Raw genomic sequence first — 19,124 nt, forward strand, 5'->3', positions numbered from 1 at the left:
ATTGTTCATCAGCAACTTGCGCCCGTGATACTGTTTAAACAGCAGTAGTAAGATCCTATTTCTATAAACCGCCCTTTTTTTGAAAACCTATTTCTAAGGATTTGAAATTATTCTTTTATGAGCACTAAAAAATTCGCTGCATTTGTTGTCACCTTCAATCGTGCAGAAATTTTAATGGATACCATTCATAAGATCTTTACGCAAACTGTGCCCCCCGAAAAGTTATTGGTGGTAGATAATGGTACAACTGATGAAACAAAAAAGAAACTGGATGAATTATATCCCGAAGTGGCATATATAAAAATGGGCTATAATGCCGGTCCTGCAGGTGGCGATAAAGTAGGGTTGGAAATTCTGGCTAATGAAGGGTATGAATGGATCTTCTGGGGTGATGACAATGACCCACCGCCTACACAGGATACATTTGAGAAATTGTTACTGCTGGCTGAAGCAAATAAAAATAACTGCGGCCAGGTTGGTATGGTTGGCAGCCGTTTTAATAAATTAACAGGGTTGTTACAACGTGCATCAAATGAAGAATTGCGCGAAAACGCATACATCGAAGTGGATACGATTGGCGGCGGGCAATGTAAAATTGTGAATGCAAAAAGTATTTTAAATGGCGTTTTGCCCGAAGCAAAATTGTTCTTCGGTTTTGAAGATCTTGACTTTGATCTGTCGCAAAAAAAAGCCGGTTACCGTATACTTGTGCACAGCGATCTGTTTTTAAATTGTCGCGAGCGCTGGGACCGGTTAAATGTTCCGAATAAGGTAGCTCGTAAAAAAGACGAACGAGTATTGTGGAGAGATTACTACAGCATTCGTAATGCCCTGTTCATTATGAAAAAACACCGTCATTATTTGGCATTTCTGTCTATTCTGATGGTTTCTTTTGGGAAAAGTATTTTGAGCTTCAAACATGGTTTCCGATATGGAACACTTGTAACAAAAAATACCTGTAAGGCGGTACGTGATTATGGGTTAAGCAGATATTATAAGAGTAGCACCGTTTAAATAGGTTACAATATAATAATAGCACAAAACATCCTGTACCGGCTCATTGTGTGGGATGCCTTTAAATGACACTTTATGAGTAATAAAAAATTTGCAGCGTTTATAGTTACTTTTCAGCGGCCTGATATTTTGATGGACACTATTCAAAAGATCCTCGATCAAACCAGGCCTCCGGATAAACTGCTTGTTGTTGATAATAACGACAACGATGAAACTAAAAATAAACTCGCGCAGCTTTACCCAAATGTTGCACATTTAAAGGTTGGCCATAATTCAGGTTTTGCCGGTGGCGGTAAAGCCGGATTGGAAGCGCTTGCTAAGGAAGGGTATGAGTGGATATTATGGGCCGATGATAACGACCCTCCATATACTGAAGATACATTGGAGAAACTGCTGCACCTGGCAGAGTCATATGGAGCCAATTGCGGTCAGGTTGGCGTTGTGGGCCATAAAATAAACAAGCGCACCGGTTTGGTAATAAGAACTACCAATGATGAATTGGAGAAAGGCGGCGAATACCTTGAAGTGGATACGATCGGCGGCGGTATGATTAAAGTTATTAAAGGCGAAAGTGTTTTGAAAGGCATCGTGCCCGAAGCAAAATTGTTTTTTGGATTTGAAGATCTCGATCACGATCTGTCGCAAAAAAGAGCGGGATATAAAATACTGGTGCATACCGGTTTGTTCATGGAGCTGCGTAAAAAGTGGAATAAGGTGAATTTCAAAAAAACATCAACTGTAAGAAAGAAAGATGAAAGCGTATTGTGGAGAGATTATTACAGCATCCGGAATTCGTTGTTTGTAATGGTTAAAAACCGGTATTACCTGGCATTCTTTTCTATTCTGTTTGTTTCATTTGCGAAAAGCTTGTTAAGCTATAAATATGGCTTCCGCTATGGAACGCTGGTAACCAAAAATACCTGTAAAGCAATACGTGATTACGGATTGAACAGGTGGTATAAAAGATAATCCTGAAAATAATAAGAAACGCTTTATAATCTCTATTACTATATGAGTTCGAATGTATGCGCAATATTGGTTACGTTTAACAGGCTCGAAACATTGAAGTCTGCCCTGGAACATGTGCTGGCGCAAATCGTAAAACCAACGACCATCGTAATTGTAGACAACAATAGCACTGATGGCACTATTGAATACCTGCAATCGGTTCACGGCCAGAACAACATCCATTGCATTTTTATGGATAACAACACCGGTTCGGCAGGCGCCATTGCCGCTGGAATGACATTTGGCTTAACGAATAATAAAACCACTTACGATTATTTCTGGGTACTGGACGACGATACATTGTATGCGCCAAATGCATTAAAAGACCTCGTTGAAAATATTGAGCAAAGTAAATTCTCGATGATAGGGTTGCACGGCGCTCATATTAAAATGGGTAGAAAGATACAGGTGAAGGATGACGTTAAGTTGCAGGAAGTAGATTATGCCATGATAGATGGCGCCCTCATAAAAGCCGAGGTGGTGCGTAAGCTGGGTACCATTTGTGAAGAGTTTTTTATGATGTGCGATGATCATGAATATTCCGTACGCATGCAGCGCGGCGGTTATAAAATAGGTGTTTTGAAGAATGGCGCCGATAATCGTTTGTATTTAGGAGGTGGCGGCCAGTTTACCCGCGCTACGTTGTGGAGAGGGTATTATTCAGCCCGCAATCACATATTTATTATAAAGAAACATTTCTCCTTTGTAAATTTATTTGGCTATTGCGTGCTGCAAACAAAGTTGTTACTTACTGCTGCTTTCCTGGCGCCAGACCGGTTCAGGCGGGTAAAATTCAGATTGATGGGAATATGGCACGGTATAATAGGAAGAGGGGGCAGAACATTAGACCCGGGCACACTGAAATTCAGATCAAAATAAGGTAGCAGGTAGTAAACATTCAATAACATCAAACAAGAAATTGCACAATATGCATAGTGAAGTTATTGCCGAAACAGAAATAAATAAGGTAACAATGCCGGGAAGCAATGGCAACAAAGATCGTATGCATAAAGTATTGTTTGTTATTGATACATTACAAACAGGCGGGGCTGAACAAAGCCTGTTCGCAAATGCGATCCGGTTTAAAAATATGCAACCTGTCGTTTGTCATTTATATGCCGGCGACTTATTGAAACAACGGTTTACTGATCATGGCATACCCGTGCATTCGGTAGGATTGAAAAAGAAGTATGGATTTGGTCAGGCTTATAAGCAACTAAAAGCAATCGTTCAAAAAGATCAGCCTGATATCGTGGTGGCTTATTTAACCCGCTCCGAGCTGGTTGCCCGAATGGTAGCCCGGTCCTGTCAAATTCCGGTTATAGGCACATTTGTAAGCGAACTGTATTCCGATAGTTACAACACGGCACTTTCAGTAAAAGCAAAAATGGCGGTGTCGTTCTTTAAATGGGCCAATAAAACAACAGCCCGGTTTTGTAAAGGGTTTGTTGCAAATTCAGAAGTAGTAAAACAAACCAATGCCAAAGCATTGGGTATTGATCTTAATAAAATTGAAGTTATTAACAGAGGCCGGGATAGTAAAGTATTCAGGTTTCATGTTCCACAGACATTTTCTGGAAAACCACCCCGATTTCTTAACGTCGGTAGACTAGTACCGATAAAAGGCCAGCGCGAATTGATTCTGGCCTTCAATGATTTTTTGCCGGCATGTCCGCATGCGGTTTTACATATAGCCGGCGATGGTCCCGCCCGGGATTCTTTGTCGGCACTTATTAATGAGTTAGGGTTGCAAAACAATGTGTCTTTGTTAGGTAGCCGAAACGATATTCCTCAGCTTATTAATGAGTATGATTGTTTTGTTTTTCCTTCGCACAGCGAAGGGTTCAGTGGTGCCATTGTGGAAGCGATGTTTGCCGGCTTACCGGTGTTAGCAAGTGATATCCCGGTTAATAAAGAAGTGATCACCCATTTGGAAACAGGCTATTTCTTTGAAACCGGATCGGTGCAAAGCATTACCCAGGCTTTGTTGTGGTATAAGGATAATATTGCAGTGGCCAATACACTGGCTGCAAATGCCAATGAACATGCCCGGCAAAATTTTGAGCTGGAGAAGATAGCCGAAAAGCTGGAAAATTATTTACTCAACATGATCATTGCAAAAAATTGACAATACTTCATCTCGTTCAAAAGCCTCAATTACGCGGGGCTGAAATGTTTGCATCGCAACTGGCTACCCACATTAATGAAAACGGACATAGGGCGATCCTGGTTTTCGTTTATCCCGGTAATGCGCCTTTACCATTTACCGGCGAAACAAAACATTTAAATGGTTCACCCAAAAAACGGATGTGGGATCTAAAAGCCTGGCGTAAACTGGCCCAGATCATCAGGGAAGAAAAGCCGGATGTCATTCAGGCCAATGCAGGCGATACCTTAAAATATGCGGTGTTCTCGAAATTGTTCTTCAAGTGGAAACAGCCAATCGTATTTCGAAATGCCAGCACCATCAGCCTGTACATAAAAACAGCACCGGCTAAAATACTGAACGGCTTTTTTTTCAGGTATGCCAGCAAGGTTGTTTCGGTAAGCAAAACCTCGGCAACGGATTTTGCGAAGTTGTTCCCTCAATTTAAAAGCCGTATTGTAACGGTGCCTATTGGAATAGAGGAAACTGATTTTAATAAAGCTGGTGAGGTGAATCCCTTGCAGGGAGCTTCGAAACCGGTACTGGTGCATGTAGGCGGTTTTACCTATGAAAAAAATCACGTTCGCCTTATTGAGATCTTTGAAGGAATACGGAAGCAACAACCGGGCGCCAGTTTGCATTTTGTTGGCAGTGGACCGCTCAAGCAGCAAATAGAAGATCTGGTTAAACAAAAAGGGCTTGAACAGCAAGTGCGGTTTTACGGGTTCCGGAATGACGCGATGCAGTTTATTAAAAATGCCGATGCGTTATTACTGCCCAGCATTATTGAAGGGCTGCCTGGTGTAATACTGGAAGCCTTTTATTGCAAAACACCGGTGGTAGCGTATGATGTAGGAGGAATTGGTGAAGTAGTGATCAACAATAAGACCGGTCGCCTTGTACAAAAAGATAATGAAGAAGCGTTTGTAAATAATGTGCTGGCAACGCTAAACAATACTTCGGAAAATCAACAACTGGTGCAAAATGCCTGGGAACTGGTGATGAGTGAATACCTGAATACCGGCATTGCAGGGAAGTTCTTAGAAGTATACAATTCGCTAAAGGCATAGCGCCTGGCAATTTTCAATTTTACAACCTCTGTAACCTTAATACATGGATACCTTGAACAAAACATATATCCGTCAATTGTATCAGGAAAATGAACCTATCCCGGTTTTACACATTATTAAATCACTGGGGCGCGGTGGTGCGGAAATGTTATTGCCCGAAACATTGCGTCAGCATGATAAACAGAAATTCAAATTTCATTATATCTATTTTCTTCCCTGGAAAAACCAGATGGTGTCGGCAATAGAAAAGGAAGGAGGAACTGTAGTTTGTATCCGGGCAAAAAACAATGCATCTATATTGCTGGCCGTACGTAAAATAGTTGCTTACGTTCGTAAACACAATATTCAACTGATCCATTGTCATCTTCCCTGGGCAGGCATGGCAGGCCGTTTGGTGGGCAGGCTTACCGGTGTACCGGTAGTTTATACAGAGCATAATAAATGGGAGCGCTATCACAAGGCTACCTATTTTTTAAATAAGCTCACCTTTTCGATCCAGCAAAAAGTGGTTGCCGTTTCTGCGGAGGTAGCGAATTCTATTAAAATAAATTATGCTAAAGCAAGGCCGCATGTGCAGGTAGTAGCCAATGGTGCAGATACTCTTAAGTATGACCGCGCACAAGCTATTGGGAATGACATCCGTAAGGAACTAAATATTCCATCAACTGCCACGGTTATTGGCATCACCTGCGTATTCAGAGCGCAAAAGCGCCTGCATACCTGGCTTGAAATTGCCCACGCGTTGCATGCAAAACATCCGGATACTTTTTTTATTATTGTAGGCGATGGGCCACTGCGCGACGAGGTTCATGCCAAAGCAAAAACATTAGGTACAGATAAGTATGTGTTTTTTGCAGGGCTGCAAACTGAGACACGTCCCTATTTTGCGGCAATGGATCTGTTTATGATGAGTTCTGAATTTGAAGGATTGCCCATTGCGCTACTGGAAGCGATGAGTATGAATTGTGTACCGGTTTGTACAGCCGCAGGCGGAATACCGGAGGTGATAAAAGATGGCGTAAACGGCATTTTGGTCCCGGTTCAACAACCCATGCAATTGGTAGATCGTTTGTCGCAATTGCTGCAAGAACCCGATAAGGTAGCGCAAATGAAAAAGGCAGCGCGTGAAACGGTCATCAATTCGTTCAGCATGAAAAAAATGGTGACTGAACTGGAAGGTATTTACAACGATTTGATTAATAAATAAAAATCAGGATAGTGATAGGCGGAATACTTTTGTTGATCCTGTTTTTTGTAGCAACGATACCGATGCTGCAAATAATGAAACGGCGTTTGCCCTGGTTTCAGGTTGGCATGATGAAAAACCTGTACTGGTTCCATACGCTGTTTACGATCATTTATTATATCTTTCAACTGTTCTCCCGCTCTGACTCGCAGGACTATTACCTGCGACCTCAAACGCAGTACGCAGACTGGTTCAGTGCGTATGGTACCGGAACCCCTTTCATTGATTTTGTTGGATACCCGTTTATCAACTACCTGGGCTTTTCCTTCGAAATGATGTTTGTGTTGTTTGCCTATATGGGTTACTGGGGATTCGTTTTCTTTTATGTATACTTTAAAGAGAACCTCAAATACAAGCATAAATTCATGGGCATGGACCTGATCGGTCTTTTGATTTTTCTGCCCAATATGCACTTCTGGACGGTTTCGCTGGGTAAAGGATCGATAATCTTCTGGGGGCTTGGCATGGTGATGTATGGCCTCAGCCAGTTAAAAACGCGGAAGGTGCACCTGCTACTGGGGCTACTGATCATTTATCACGTTCGGCCGCACGTTTTCTTATTCATGGCCGTTGGTATTGTGGTGGGTTTGTTTACCGGCCGGCAAAAAGTACCGTTATATCAAAAGTTACTGGTGTTTGGCGCCAGTATTGGTGCGATGGTGTTGTTATATGATAAGATCATGGCCTTCTCAAAAATAGATGGCGATAACGTAATGCAAAGTTTCAATCAGTTTTCGGCAGTGCGTGCGTATGAATTGTCTAAAGCGGGGTCGGGGATAGATATTTCGAATTACCCGCTGGTGCTGAAACTGTTCACCTTCTGGTTCCGCCCGTTATTCGTAGATGCACCCGGCGCTATGGGGCTGGTAGTATCGGTTGAAAACATGTTATACCTCGCGCTTACAGCCAAACTATTCCAGAAAGGGTTTATAAAATTCTTACGCACCGGTTCAGCATTATTAAAAACTAGTGCCGTAACATTTATAGCTACTTCTTTTGCTTTGTCGAATACAATGTCGAACATGGGAATTATTATCAGGCAAAAAAGTATGATCATGTACTTCCTGTTTTTTGTGATACTCATGTTCCTGGATTACAAAAAGCATTTGCAGGTTATGAAGCGACAACGGGCTATGGAAAGTAGGGAGCCGGAGCCACCGGTAAAAGTAAAACTGGCGATTGCGGGAAAGTCGTGAAACGGTAATCGGCAAACGGCAATAATTTTCGGCGATGCAAGTTAATAGTTAATTCCAGGTAATCGCGAGCTATTCACCATTGACCATTCACGTTGATAACCGTCAACTGAGAACTTAAAACTGTGAACTTAAAACAGAGAACTTTAAACTTATATATGCAAGGCATTTTCACCATATCGCTCGATTTTGAATTGCACTGGGGTGTTTTTGACAAAAGAGACCGGCAGGCGCGCGAAGCCTGTTATAAAAATACACTGCGTATCGTTCCTGATATGCTGGGATTATTTAGCAAATACGATGTGCATGTAACATGGGCTACAGTAGGCAGCTTGTTTGCCGCAAACCAGCAGGAGTGGGAAGAATTCAGTCCCGCTATTGAGCCTGATTATGCGGTAGAACGTTATTCTGCTTATAAGTGGGTTCGTCAACATGGTATGTCATCAAATTACCAATGGGCGCACTTTGCTCCTGAAGAAGTGGGGATGATCCTGAAATATCCAGGACAGGAACTGGCTACGCATACTTTTAGCCATTACTATTGCCTGGAGCAGCAACGGGAGCAAATGGCTTTTGATGCCGACCTGAAAGCGGCTGTTAAAGCTGCCAGGAAATTTAATGCGCCAATGAATTCGCTGGTGTTTCCGCGTAACCAGTTTAACCCCGAGTACCTGAAAATATGTTATGATAATGGCATAAAAACAGTTCGGTCGAACCCGGCAGGATGGTTTTGGTCGCCGGTTACTGAAGGCGGCGCCGGATTTTTACGCAGGGTGTTCCGTACTGCCGATGCGTATATACAAGTGGGTAATGTAAGAACTTCTTATCCGTTAAGTTCAATAAAAGTTACTCCTGGCGAACCATTACAATTACCGGCAAGCCGGTTTTTGCGGCCCTGGAGCCCGAAATCGGAACTGGCAAATAAATTAAGATTGCGTAGGTCTTGCCAGGAAATACGCATCGCCGCCATGCGTAAAGAGGTGTATCATTTATGGTGGCACCCCGAAAACTTTGGCGATTATCCCGAGCAGAATTTAAAAAGCCTGGAAGTGCTGCTGCAGCAATATAAAAAGTGTAAAGAAAAATATGGAATGACGAGTTGGAATATGGGCGAGTATGATAAATACTTGTGTGGCAACAATGGATCGAAAGGGGTGAAGCAAACAGGAAAAGTACAGGCATAAGAAGCATGCCTGATAATACAGGAGTCATTAATAATAACAGGATATTACTTTAGATTGTAGCCCTTAAAATGAATCAGCAGCCGGTCTTCCGGCTCACTGCCGGCAGAAACTATTTAAAATAGTTCCATGTCGCCTAAAGAATAGCCCCAGTTTTTAATCTCCAGTAATTCGGGAAATTTCTCATTCATATTCAGATCTCGTACAGTAACAATGGGACCACGGTTCTGAACAGGGATCATCCCCATCCAGTTAAGAGCGGATTTATGTGACTGATACTGCTGACCCGAAAATGAAATGACCTGTATTTTATTGCTTTTACAGTAGGGGAGAACCACCTTGCTGATCCGGGAGCTGATGCGCCTGTTTGATGACGCGCTGTTAAATAGCATACAATCTACCAGGCGCAGCTCTCTGGTAAATGAATGAGGTTTTATGCGGCCAATGAGCAGAAAATGCTCAAAGTCGGTAAAATAATTATATCTGAACAAAGGATTGTCGGCATATCGCCACCGGATATACGAAGCAGAAAGCGCGGTGTTTAATTGGTCGTCATTGCTTACATAATTGTCCATTAACCCAAATACCCTGGGGTCCCATGATTGTTCAGGTGTAGGGTCTTCAGAAGCAGATATTTTCCCCTTTTTGAAGGCAAGGGCATACGCCAGTGCAACGGGGTTCAGCACTTTAAGTTTTAATGGCATTCTGCCTTGTTGAACCCAGCCCATTTTTAAATATCCGGGCCGGCTTTGATCGTTGGGGGTATTGAATACGAAATGAATGCCTTGTTGTTTACATAATTCAAGCTGTTGCAGGGTTAGTTTTTTAAAAATGCCTTTGCCCTGGTGATCAGGGTGGGTAGCCGTATCAACCGCGCGAATGGCTTTGTAAACTGCACCCTTCCATTTCCATTGCCATTGCATAAATGCCCTTAACCCGATCAAGGTGCCATTTTCTTCGGCCAACAGAACAAAAGAAGCGCCAAACGGATTCTGCTCGTGTTTCCAGGTCCACAGGGCTTCTGATTTTGGAATAAGCCCTTCGCCCAAAGATTTTTTCAACAGCTCGATCATGGCGGGTTTGTCTTGGAGGGTAGCAGGTCGTATTTGCATGGTTGATAAATTATAATTGGTTGATACTACTTGAATAACTTATATCGTTTGTGATACCAATAAAAACAATTGGGAGCACATTGTAAAATAAATTACAAATATTTTTCTTCATTACAATGCTGCGGTCAAATAAAGATAAGCATTCTTTATAGCGTACCGAATTGTCAGGTGTCATGCACAAATTGTACAACATGAAATCATCTCATAAACTGATCCGCATAACAACCGTGCCGGTGTCATTAAGTGTTCTGCTTAAAGATCAGCTCAGGTATATGTCGGATCATTTTGAATTGCTCGCTGTTTCATCACCTGATAAAATACTCGAACAGGTAGGTGTTCGTGAAGGAGTCAGAACCGAACCGATTGTTATGACGCGTGCTATTACTCCGGTAAAAGATATAAAAGCGTTGTGGAAATTATACAGGTTATTGAAAAAAGAAAAACCGGCTATTGTACATACGCATACGCCTAAGGCGGGATTGCTGGGCATGATGGCAAGCCGTTTGGCAGGCGTGCCTATTCGCATGCATACGGTAGCGGGTTTGCCGTTAATGGAAAATACCGGTGTAAAAAGAAAATTGCTTGATTTTGTAGAACGGCTTACCTACAGTTGTGCAACGGGAGTTTATCCAAACTCAAAACACCTGGCCGGTTTTATTTTACAGAACAGGTTTTGTAAGGCGCAAAAAATGAAAGTGCTTGGGAATGGAAGCAGCAACGGCATCAATACCCGGTTTTTTCAACCTGGCGAAGAGTTGAGTAAAACGGCTTGTGAGTTAAAAAAACAATTTAGGTTAACTGATAAAGATTTTGTGTTTGTATTTGTAGGCAGATTGGTGAAAGACAAAGGGATTGAAGAACTGGTAGAAGCGTTCAGCCTGCTCAAAGAAAAACATCCGCATATTAAATTATTGCTAGTTGGTCCGTATGAACCCGAACGCGATCCGCTGGCGCCGGCTACAAGAAAAATAATAGAAACAAATAAGTCGATCATTCATGCAGGGTTTCAGCAGGATATCAGGCCATATTTAATGATCAGTCAGGCATTGGCTTTCCCTTCGTATCGCGAAGGATTTCCTAATGTACCGATGCAGGCCGGATGTTTTAATCTGCCTTCTATAGTTACTGATATCAATGGTTGCAACGAGATCATTGAAGATGGAAAGAATGGCTTGATCATTCCGGCTAAGAAAGTACCTGAGCTTAAGCATGCAATGGAGAAGCTCTTGACCAATTCAGCTTTATATCTAACTTTGCAGTCCAATGCGCGAAAGATGATCGTGGACCGCTATGAGCAAAAATATCTTTGGGAATTGTTGTTAAAAGAATATCACGACCAGTTAAAAGCCCATGCAATTATACCGTAATTATTTAAAAAGGTTTTTTGACTTTACAGTAAGCCTTGTTGCATTTTGTTTACTGTTACCATTATTTATAGTTGTTACTGCATTGCTTTTTTTTGCCAATCAGGGCAGCCCTTTTTTTGTACAACCACGGCCCGGTAAAAATGGGCGCATATTCAGGTTGGTTAAGTTTAAAACAATGAACGATAAAAAGGATGCCGCCGGGAAGCTGTTGTCAGATGCAGAACGTTTGACCGGGATCGGAAAATTTATCAGAAAAACTTCACTTGACGAAATACCACAATTGATCAATGTCATTAAAGGTGAAATGAGTTTGATTGGCCCTCGTCCTTTGCTCGAAGAATACCTACCTTTATATAGTGCCAGGCAAAAAAGACGGCATGAAGTGCGGCCTGGCATTACCGGATGGGCACAGATAAATGGCCGTAATGCTATTGGCTGGAAAGAAAAGTTTGAACTGGATGTTTGGTACGTAGATCATTTAAGTTTTAGGTTGGACTGTAAGATTATATTATTTACTATCCTGAAAGTAGTAAAGAGCGAAGGTGTTAGTCAGCAAGGCCATGTAACTATGACAAAGTTCGATGGGAAATGAGGTTATTTGATAATTGTATTTTACCCAATTACCTGTATGGGATAATCGCATATAATTTTAAAAAATTGCTCTGAGTAATATAGCTTGAAAACTTAAAAAAACCTAAAGACCTGTATGATTCGTTTCTCCCCACCTTATATCGATGATGACATAATCAAAGAAGTAACTACTATTCTGCAAAGCGGTTGGCTTACTACTGGCCCCGCTACAAGGCAGCTTGAGAAGGAAATGGCCTCTTTTTGCAATGTCGAACATGCATTGGCCGTAAACTCGGCTACATCCGGTATGATACTTATGTTGCACTGGTATGGTATAACTAAAGGCGATGAAGTTATTGTGCCAGCCTATACATACTGCGCTACAGCACTTGCCGTAATGCATGTAGGCGCTAAGCCGGTTATGGTTGATGTGGGAAGTGATTTTAATATTGATTGCCAGAAAATAAAGGAAGCCATTACCGAAAAAACAAAAGCAATTATTGCAGTTGATTTCGCGGGTTGGCCTTGCGACTACGATGCCATATACAGCATAGTAAATGATGACGCAATAAAAAATAAATTTCAGCCTGCAACGGATGCGCAACGGCAATTGGGAAGAATAATGATCATGGATGATGCGGCCCATGCTTTAGGTGCAACCTATAAAAACAAACCTATTGGCTCCTGTGCCGACATCACTGTGTTTTCATTGCATGCAGTAAAAAATATAACTTCTGCCGAAGGGGGCGTTATTGCGCTGAACCTGCCCGCTCCTTTCAATAACGAAGAAACATACAACACGCTTCGGGTGTGGAGTTTGAATGGCCAAACGAAAGACGCCTTTACAAAAGCCAAAGCAGGCGCCTGGCAATACGATGTAATATACCCAGGTTTCAAAATGAATATGCCTGATGTTTTGGCTGCGGTTGCGCTGGCGCAATTCAAGAAGTATGAAAACCTGTTGCTGATTGAAAGAAAACGGGTGTTTGATTTCTATACCAACATTTTTTCAAAATACGATTGGGCAATTTGTCCGCCATATCAGCAATCTGGTTGTACTTCTTCGTACCATTTGTATCCCTTACGGATCAAAAATATTAGTGAAGAAGACCGTAACAAAATTATCGAAAGCATTGCTGGCCGGTCTGTTGCTGTGAATGTGCATTTTACACCATTGCCCATGCTTACTGTTTTCAAACAAGCGGGGTATGATATAAAGGAATATCCTTCAGCTTATAATTTATATAGTAACGAAATATCGTTGCCTATTTATCCGCAGTTGAACGATGACCAGTGTAAAACAGTTACTGAAGCGGTTATTGAATCGGTGAAAGAACTGCGGCCGGTTAAAACCCTGCTTCATTCCATCTTGTTCCCGATACTGATATTGATGGGCGGGTTCGATTATACAAGTGTATCTGAGGAGAATAATGAGGAAGAATCATATTCCTACATGGAAGGCTTTGCGAAGCGGAAAACAGGCCGCTATTACCGGATTGCCGGTTAGTCCTAAACGATGTAGCGCATTAATACTATAGTTTCTAATTGGTTTTTAATGCTGTGACTAATTATAAATTGCGCATCAGATATAAATATGTAATTTTACATGATTATATTTGATGCGCTTTTCGTATGCCTGCCTGATTTGTATTGATTGAAAGTCAATTAATATCCGTTCTATTGAATGCCTTGAATAATTATGTCGCATACCAACCGAGTTTTTTTGTATGGAGCCAGTGGTCATGCCAAGGTGATTTGTGAAATTCTGGAAGCCCGGCATCGTACGCCCGGCGGACTGATTGATGATAATCCGCTTGTAACTTCCTTACTGGAATATCCTGTTTATCATAATTTACAGGAAGTTGTCCTGACAACGGATGACCATTTTATCATTTCCATAGGTAATAACCGCATTCGTAAAGCAGTTGCTGCAAAATTAAATGCAGTGAAATTTACCAGTGCAATTCATCCAGCTGCTGTAATTTCGCCGCGCAGTTCAGTAGGCGAGGGTACAGTTGTTATGGCAAATGTTACTGTAAATGCGCAAAGCAACATCGGCAATCATGTTATCTTAAACACCAATTGTTCCATTGATCACGATTGCATAGTGGAAGACTTTGTACATATTTCTCCGAATGTTGCACTGGCGGGAAATGTACAGGTAGGGGAAGGAACGCATATTGGCATTGGGGCCTGTGTTTTGCAGAATATTCGTATAGGCAAATGGGTAACGATAGGAGCGGGCGCAGTGATCATACGGGATGTTCCCGATTATGCTGTTGTGGTTGGAAATCCGGGAAGAGTAATAAAAACGAATAAGCCCTGATATTTTATATAAAAATATTTTGCGGATAATAATAAATTAATCTGTTTGGTGGAACTTGTTTTATCTGCAAAAGCGTTATAATTTGCTAATTTAAGTTGCATTTCAATGAAAGAGAAAATCTGGTTGTCGTCCCCGCATATGGGAGAAAAGGAAATGGAGTATGTTCAGGAAGCATTTGCTACAAACTGGATTGCGCCGCTCGGCCCCAATGTAAATGGTTTGGAACATGATCTGGAAGCCTTTTTAGGAAAAAAAGTGCATGTGGCAGCACTGAGTTCTGGTACAGCCGCCATACATTTGGCATTGGTGATCCTGGGCGTTAAGGCCGGTGATGAAGTGATCTGCCAGTCTATGACCTTCTCTGCCTCAGCCAACCCTATTGTTTACCAGGGAGCTTCTCCTGTTTTTATTGATAGTGAGGAAACTACCTGGAACATGTCGCCCGAATTTCTCGAACTAGCTATACAGGACCGCATAAAACATGGCAAAAAGCCGAAAGCTATCATCGTGGTGCATTTGTACGGTATGCCAGCTCGTATGAATGAGATAATGGCCATTGCCCGCCGTTACGAAATACCCGTTATTGAGGATGCCGCTGAAGCGCTGGGTTCAACATATAAAGGACAGGCCGTAGGCACTTTTGGCGATATTGGTATTCTTTCTTTTAATGGCAATAAAATAATAACTACTTCTGGTGGCGGCGCGCTCATTTCTGCCAATGCAGAGTATGTAAAACAAGCCCGCTTTTTAGCTACCCAGGCCCGCGACCATGCCCCGCATTATCAACATTCGCATATTGGTTACAATTATAGAATGAGTAATGTATGTGCCGGTATTGGCCGGGGGCAAATGGAGGTTTTACCAAACCGGGTAGCCCAACGCCGGTATAATTTTGATTTTTATAAAAAGGCACTGGCCGACGTAAAGGGGATACAATTTATTGCCGACCCCGGTGAAGAATTTTACTCCAATCACTGGTTATCTACCATCCTGGTCGACAGCAATGAGTTTTCGATCATCGATATTCAAAACGCCCTTCATGAAGACAATATTGACTGCCGGCCGTTATGGAAGCCCATGCATTTACAGCCCGTTTTTAAAAGTGCGCTTTATTTTGGCAATGGCGTAAGCGAACGCTTGTTCAATAGCGGGTTATGCCTTCCTTCAGGGTCAAATTTGACCGACGGGGAACTGAACAGGGTTGTAAGCCGCATAAGGGAAGTGGTGAATGTGAAAAAATCATCTAAAAATATTGCTGATAATCCAATTTCTTGCGTAACTTTCGCCCTGATATCAGTACTTCTCTCTATTATCCTATGAATGTCACTCTTAATATCTGATAGTAGTAATCCTTTACGAAATATAACCACTAACCAGGAATCTCATTAATCCTGATGTGTCCATTCGATCCTTTGAAATGTCTCCCTTTACAAATCCATCTTTTGTCCTCCTTATTAGTCACATTGGTAACCTGCTATATATCAATATCCTGATGTAATGCCGTTTATATGTTGATGTTTCTGTGGTAATCCTTTGAACTTCCTGCTATTACAATCCATTTTCTGTGCATTGGTTTAACCTGCATCCATATTTCCTGCGTAATATCCATTTCGCCGTGACCATCCTTTGCTTATCGCTCATGGTGTTTCCATTTTTTCCTGAAAATCCGCGTTCGGAACAATCAACCTTGTAAACACATTGCCAGTAGCATGAAGCAGTTTTTGTCATTCTCCAGACCAGTCCCCAGGTGGGTTATATTAATCCTCGATCTGGTAATTACCGGATTCGCCTTTACGTTGTCTTATTTTGTCGTAAAGCAGTTTGAGTTTTCTGAAATACTGCGCGGACACTTTTTTATATATACCATTCTGTATTGTTTAATATCGCTGCCGGTATTTTATTGCATGCGCATTCATACAGGCATGCTCCGCTTTTCGAATGTTTACGACATGATGCGGATCTCCCTGGCTGTATTAATTGCCGGGGTTCTATACCCAATTGCGGTAGTATTTATCGTAAACCGCGAGTACCACATTAATTCGCTCAACATTCCCGGTGTATTGCTGATCAACTTTTTTATCAGCTGCACGGCCCACATGATGGTGCGCTCTATGGTTCGCGGGTTTTATTACTATGTAAAGCATAACTCAATTGTTTTAAAGGAAAACGTATTAATATACGGAAGCGATACAGAGGCTATGCTGGTAAAGCAGGCCATTGAGTCGAGCATTACCAACAAGTTTGTAATAGCCGGTTTTGTTGAAACAGATATTAATAAGGCCAACGTTTCTATTCAGCAGAAAAAAGTTTACCATATCAGGGAGCTGCCGTTGCTGAAAACAAAGAAGAAGATCGATAAGCTGATATTGATGAACGAACAGCTCGATAGCAAGGATAAAAAAGTGGTGATTGAAAAGTGTTTGCAATTCGGTATTAAAGTGCTTACCGTTCCTCCTTCTGATCAATGGATCTACGGTAAACTCAGCTTGAAGCAAATTCAGGAATTGCGTATTGAAGATCTGTTACAGCGCGAACCCATTATTATCAATAACGAACAAATATCCAGCGAGCTTACCGGTAAAAGGATCCTGATCACCGGAGCGGCCGGTTCTATTGGTTCTGAAATCGTACGCCAGGTATTATCCTTTAATCCGGAAATGGTAGTACTATGCGATGCGGCTGAATCGCCTTTGCATGAAATGCAACTGGAAGTAGAAGAAAAGTTCCCCGATGCTAATATAAAAGTGTTCATTGGCAATATTCGCGACCGCAACCGGATGCAGATCCCTTTCCGGGAATATCGCCCGCATTTTGTATTCCATGCTGCCGCTTATAAGCACGTGCCAATGATGGAAAGACATCCGTCGGAAGCCATTCTCACGAACGTAATGGGAACAAAGATCATTGCCGACCTGAGTGTTTTATACAACGTACATAAGTTTGTAATGATCTCAACCGATAAGGCGGTGAACCCAACCAATGTAATGGGAACCTCCAAGCGGATTGCGGAGATGTATGTACAATCTTTGAGCAGCGTAGCCGACAATCTTGTAGATCAAACCATTATGGGCCTCATTAATGGCGATGGCAAGATCAGTTCGAGCGGAACCAAAACCAAATTCATTACTACCCGTTTTGGCAATGTGCTGGGGTCGAATGGTTCTGTAATTCCACGGTTCAGACAACAAATTCAACAGGGCGGACCGGTGACTGTTACGCATCCTGAGATCACACGTTATTTTATGACCATCCCAGAAGCAGTGCAACTGGTAATGGAAGCTGCTATAATGGGTAAGGGTGCAGAAATATTTGTGTTTGACATGGGTAAACCGGTGAAGATCGTTGATCTGGCGCTGAAGATGATCCGTTTGGCCGGCTTAACGCCCGATGAAGATATCAAGATCGTTTACTCTGGCTTACGTCCGGGCGAAAAGTTGTACGAAGAATTACTGAACGAGAAAGAGAAAACATTACCTACCCATCACGAGAAAATTAAAATTGCCAAAGTTATACCTTGTTCTCATAAAGTTGTAAGAGATATTGAAGAGTTGATCAGCATGAGCAGACTCGAAGATAATTACGGTATTGTTAGGAAAATGAAGGAGCTCGTGCCTGAATACAAGAGCAAGAATTCGCAATACGAAAAACTCGATTTACAACTTAATAAGGCCTATACAGCGGCCGCCGATTGAAACACCAACCACTACAGGCAGCAACCATAGTATATTGATGGGACCCGCTATACAATGTATTATGATGGTTGTTGCCTGTTCCTTTTTTATTATTTGCCCTGTTTGCAATTCCTGAGATAAATTGCTTACTTGCGGCCGCACAAACCCAGGTATCTTCACCGACCTCTTTATCTGAGGAAAACCTATTGATATTCCATTGTAGCCGCAGGAAATAACCTGTTTTGGTTGCCTGACTTTTTCAGCAAAAAGGATATCTTTCTATTCAACACGAGTCGGGTTATTAAGGTCGGCGTGCAAATTTGCACCGGCTTCTGCCCAGTCGATAATATAGTAATTATTAATTAAACAAATGTCCCAGTCATGGTATACATTATAATACCAGCAGCATTCCTGGTAATCAGCTTTATTTTAATGTACTTGTATGCGGGCCCTTTTTTTAAAGGATTACCCGTGCTGGTTTATCATAAGATCAGCAGTACAAAAAAGCCTGATTTTTTAACAGTTGCCACTTCCCGCATGCGTGAGCACCTCGAGTACATCACAAAAAAGGGCTACAATACTATTTTCATCAGCGACATGATCGATTACATCGAGAAGGGAACGCCATTACCGCCAAAACCGCTCATGATCACCCTGGATGACGGTTTCAGGGATAATTATACCGACTTGTATCCATTATTAAAGGAATTCAACTGCAGGGCGAATATCTTTATCGTTGCCGGTTTTGTTCAAACCCCCGATAACCTGGGACCGCGTGCGGAAGGGGAGTTTATGCTGGTGGAAGAAGCAAAGACCATTTGCAAAGACCATGTTCAATATGGATTGCATACGATGTATCACCAGAGCTATCACAAGATGACACTGGAAGAAATTGATGAAGACATGCGCATCTCGAAAAAGCGGCTCGATGACCTGGGAATTCCTTATCAGCCCTGTTTCGCTTATTCTTTTGCCGCTTACATGAAAGATGATGCTGTAAAGCAAAAGGCTATGTTCGGCATCTTAAAAAAGCATGGGGTACGGTATGCCTTTAAAGTAGGAGACAGGTTAAATAAAATGCCCATGAAAAATATGAACAGGTTATTGCTTAACCGGTTGCATATGAACGGCGCCTATTCCATGTTTAAATTCAGAATGGCCCTGTTTGGCTTTATACGAGTTGTACAACGGTTCGAGCGCATATTGAAATAATAAGGGAT

16 protein-coding genes are annotated in these 19,124 nt (G+C 42.0%); 15 read left to right on the top strand and 1 reads right to left on the bottom strand.

Going from position 1 to position 19,124, the window contains the following annotated elements; all coding sequences use genetic code 11:
• Positions 1-117 precede the first annotated feature (117 nt).
• The 8 genes from FAM09_RS23980 (at position 118) to FAM09_RS24015 (ending at position 8,861) form a co-directional block, all read left to right on the top strand.
• On the top strand, positions 118-1,014 hold the full coding sequence (locus tag FAM09_RS23980; protein WP_136579701.1) for a glycosyltransferase: 897 nt from the start codon (positions 118-120) through the stop codon (positions 1,012-1,014).
• Positions 1,015-1,089: 75 nt separating this feature from the next.
• The gene (locus tag FAM09_RS23985; RefSeq protein ID WP_136579702.1) at positions 1,090-1,983 is read left to right on the top strand and encodes a glycosyltransferase; all 894 of its coding nucleotides are present in this window, start codon (positions 1,090-1,092) and stop codon (positions 1,981-1,983) included.
• Between the two features lie 42 nt (positions 1,984-2,025).
• Entirely contained in the window at positions 2,026-2,901 is an 876-nt protein-coding gene (locus FAM09_RS23990; protein WP_136579703.1) for a glycosyltransferase, read from the top strand.
• A 49-nt stretch (positions 2,902-2,950) separates the two neighbouring features.
• The gene (locus FAM09_RS23995) at positions 2,951-4,150 is read left to right on the top strand and encodes a glycosyltransferase family 4 protein (RefSeq protein WP_136579704.1); all 1,200 of its coding nucleotides are present in this window, start codon (positions 2,951-2,953) and stop codon (positions 4,148-4,150) included.
• A complete protein-coding gene (locus tag FAM09_RS24000) occupies positions 4,147-5,238 on the top strand; it encodes a glycosyltransferase family 4 protein (protein ID WP_136579705.1) in 1,092 nt (363 codons plus the stop codon). The genes FAM09_RS23995 and FAM09_RS24000 overlap by 4 nt, the downstream gene beginning before the upstream one ends.
• A 43-nt stretch (positions 5,239-5,281) precedes the next feature.
• A complete protein-coding gene (locus FAM09_RS24005; protein ID WP_136579706.1) occupies positions 5,282-6,445 on the top strand; it encodes a glycosyltransferase in 1,164 nt (387 codons plus the stop codon).
• A gap of 74 nt (positions 6,446-6,519) precedes the next feature.
• A complete protein-coding gene (locus FAM09_RS24010; protein ID WP_243751767.1) occupies positions 6,520-7,680 on the top strand; it encodes a hypothetical protein in 1,161 nt (386 codons plus the stop codon).
• 155 nt (positions 7,681-7,835) lie between these two features.
• Positions 7,836-8,861 carry a polysaccharide deacetylase family protein gene (locus FAM09_RS24015; protein ID WP_136579708.1) on the top strand — a complete coding sequence of 342 codons (1,026 nt, stop codon included), beginning with the start codon at positions 7,836-7,838 and terminating at the stop codon, positions 8,859-8,861.
• A 113-nt stretch (positions 8,862-8,974) separates the two neighbouring features.
• Here FAM09_RS24015 and FAM09_RS24020 read toward each other — a convergent pair whose 3' ends face one another.
• Positions 8,975-9,970, bottom strand: a complete 996-nt coding sequence (locus tag FAM09_RS24020) for a GNAT family N-acetyltransferase (protein ID WP_136579709.1) — start codon at positions 9,968-9,970, stop codon at positions 8,975-8,977.
• 191 nt (positions 9,971-10,161) lie between these two features.
• Here FAM09_RS24020 and FAM09_RS24025 point away from each other — a divergent pair, with 191 nt between their 5' ends.
• From FAM09_RS24025 to FAM09_RS24055, 7 genes are all read left to right on the top strand, one after another.
• On the top strand, positions 10,162-11,337 hold the full coding sequence (locus FAM09_RS24025; RefSeq protein WP_136579710.1) for a glycosyltransferase family 4 protein: 1,176 nt from the start codon (positions 10,162-10,164) through the stop codon (positions 11,335-11,337).
• Positions 11,321-11,929: a sugar transferase gene (locus tag FAM09_RS24030; protein WP_136579711.1), complete on the top strand. Its 609-nt coding sequence runs from the start codon at positions 11,321-11,323 to the stop codon at positions 11,927-11,929. The genes FAM09_RS24025 and FAM09_RS24030 overlap by 17 nt, the downstream gene beginning before the upstream one ends.
• Positions 11,930-12,043: 114 nt before the next feature.
• On the top strand, positions 12,044-13,414 hold the full coding sequence (locus FAM09_RS24035; protein ID WP_136579712.1) for a DegT/DnrJ/EryC1/StrS family aminotransferase: 1,371 nt from the start codon (positions 12,044-12,046) through the stop codon (positions 13,412-13,414).
• A gap of 192 nt (positions 13,415-13,606) precedes the next feature.
• Entirely contained in the window at positions 13,607-14,233 is a 627-nt protein-coding gene (locus FAM09_RS24040; RefSeq protein WP_136579713.1) for an acetyltransferase, read from the top strand.
• A 105-nt stretch (positions 14,234-14,338) separates the two neighbouring features.
• A complete protein-coding gene (locus FAM09_RS24045) occupies positions 14,339-15,553 on the top strand; it encodes a DegT/DnrJ/EryC1/StrS family aminotransferase (RefSeq protein WP_136579714.1) in 1,215 nt (404 codons plus the stop codon).
• Between the two features lie 389 nt (positions 15,554-15,942).
• Positions 15,943-17,925 (top strand): polysaccharide biosynthesis protein, encoded by a 1,983-nt coding sequence (locus tag FAM09_RS24050; RefSeq protein ID WP_136579715.1) that lies wholly within the window; start codon positions 15,943-15,945, stop codon positions 17,923-17,925.
• Between the two features lie 360 nt (positions 17,926-18,285).
• Positions 18,286-19,116, top strand: coding sequence for a polysaccharide deacetylase family protein (locus FAM09_RS24055; protein WP_136579716.1), 831 nt, complete (start codon positions 18,286-18,288; stop codon positions 19,114-19,116).
• The last annotated feature ends 8 nt before the right edge of the window (positions 19,117-19,124 follow it).

Source organism: Niastella caeni (assembly GCF_004834005.1).
In the GTDB taxonomy this organism is placed as follows: domain Bacteria; phylum Bacteroidota; class Bacteroidia; order Chitinophagales; family Chitinophagaceae; genus Niastella; species Niastella caeni.

Excerpts from the sequence above, each read along its gene's own strand:
- FAM09_RS23980 (WP_136579701.1), top strand. The coding sequence starts at position 118 with ATGAGCACTAAAAAATTCGCTGCATTTGTTGTCACCTTCAATCGTGCA.
- FAM09_RS23985 (WP_136579702.1), top strand. The coding sequence starts at position 1,090 with ATGAGTAATAAAAAATTTGCAGCGTTTATAGTTACTTTTCAGCGGCCT.
- FAM09_RS23990 (WP_136579703.1), top strand. The coding sequence starts at position 2,026 with ATGAGTTCGAATGTATGCGCAATATTGGTTACGTTTAACAGGCTCGAA.
- FAM09_RS23995 (WP_136579704.1), top strand. The coding sequence starts at position 2,951 with ATGCATAGTGAAGTTATTGCCGAAACAGAAATAAATAAGGTAACAATG.
- FAM09_RS24005 (WP_136579706.1), top strand. The coding sequence starts at position 5,282 with ATGGATACCTTGAACAAAACATATATCCGTCAATTGTATCAGGAAAAT.
- FAM09_RS24010 (WP_243751767.1), top strand. The coding sequence starts at position 6,520 with ATGAAACGGCGTTTGCCCTGGTTTCAGGTTGGCATGATGAAAAACCTG.
- FAM09_RS24015 (WP_136579708.1), top strand. The coding sequence starts at position 7,836 with ATGCAAGGCATTTTCACCATATCGCTCGATTTTGAATTGCACTGGGGT.
- FAM09_RS24020 (WP_136579709.1), bottom strand. The coding sequence starts at position 9,970 with ATGCAAATACGACCTGCTACCCTCCAAGACAAACCCGCCATGATCGAG.
- FAM09_RS24025 (WP_136579710.1), top strand. The coding sequence starts at position 10,162 with ATGAAATCATCTCATAAACTGATCCGCATAACAACCGTGCCGGTGTCA.
- FAM09_RS24030 (WP_136579711.1), top strand. The coding sequence starts at position 11,321 with ATGCAATTATACCGTAATTATTTAAAAAGGTTTTTTGACTTTACAGTA.
- FAM09_RS24035 (WP_136579712.1), top strand. The coding sequence starts at position 12,044 with ATGATTCGTTTCTCCCCACCTTATATCGATGATGACATAATCAAAGAA.
- FAM09_RS24040 (WP_136579713.1), top strand. The coding sequence starts at position 13,607 with ATGTCGCATACCAACCGAGTTTTTTTGTATGGAGCCAGTGGTCATGCC.
- FAM09_RS24045 (WP_136579714.1), top strand. The coding sequence starts at position 14,339 with ATGAAAGAGAAAATCTGGTTGTCGTCCCCGCATATGGGAGAAAAGGAA.
- FAM09_RS24050 (WP_136579715.1), top strand. The coding sequence starts at position 15,943 with ATGAAGCAGTTTTTGTCATTCTCCAGACCAGTCCCCAGGTGGGTTATA.
- FAM09_RS24055 (WP_136579716.1), top strand. The coding sequence starts at position 18,286 with ATGGTATACATTATAATACCAGCAGCATTCCTGGTAATCAGCTTTATT.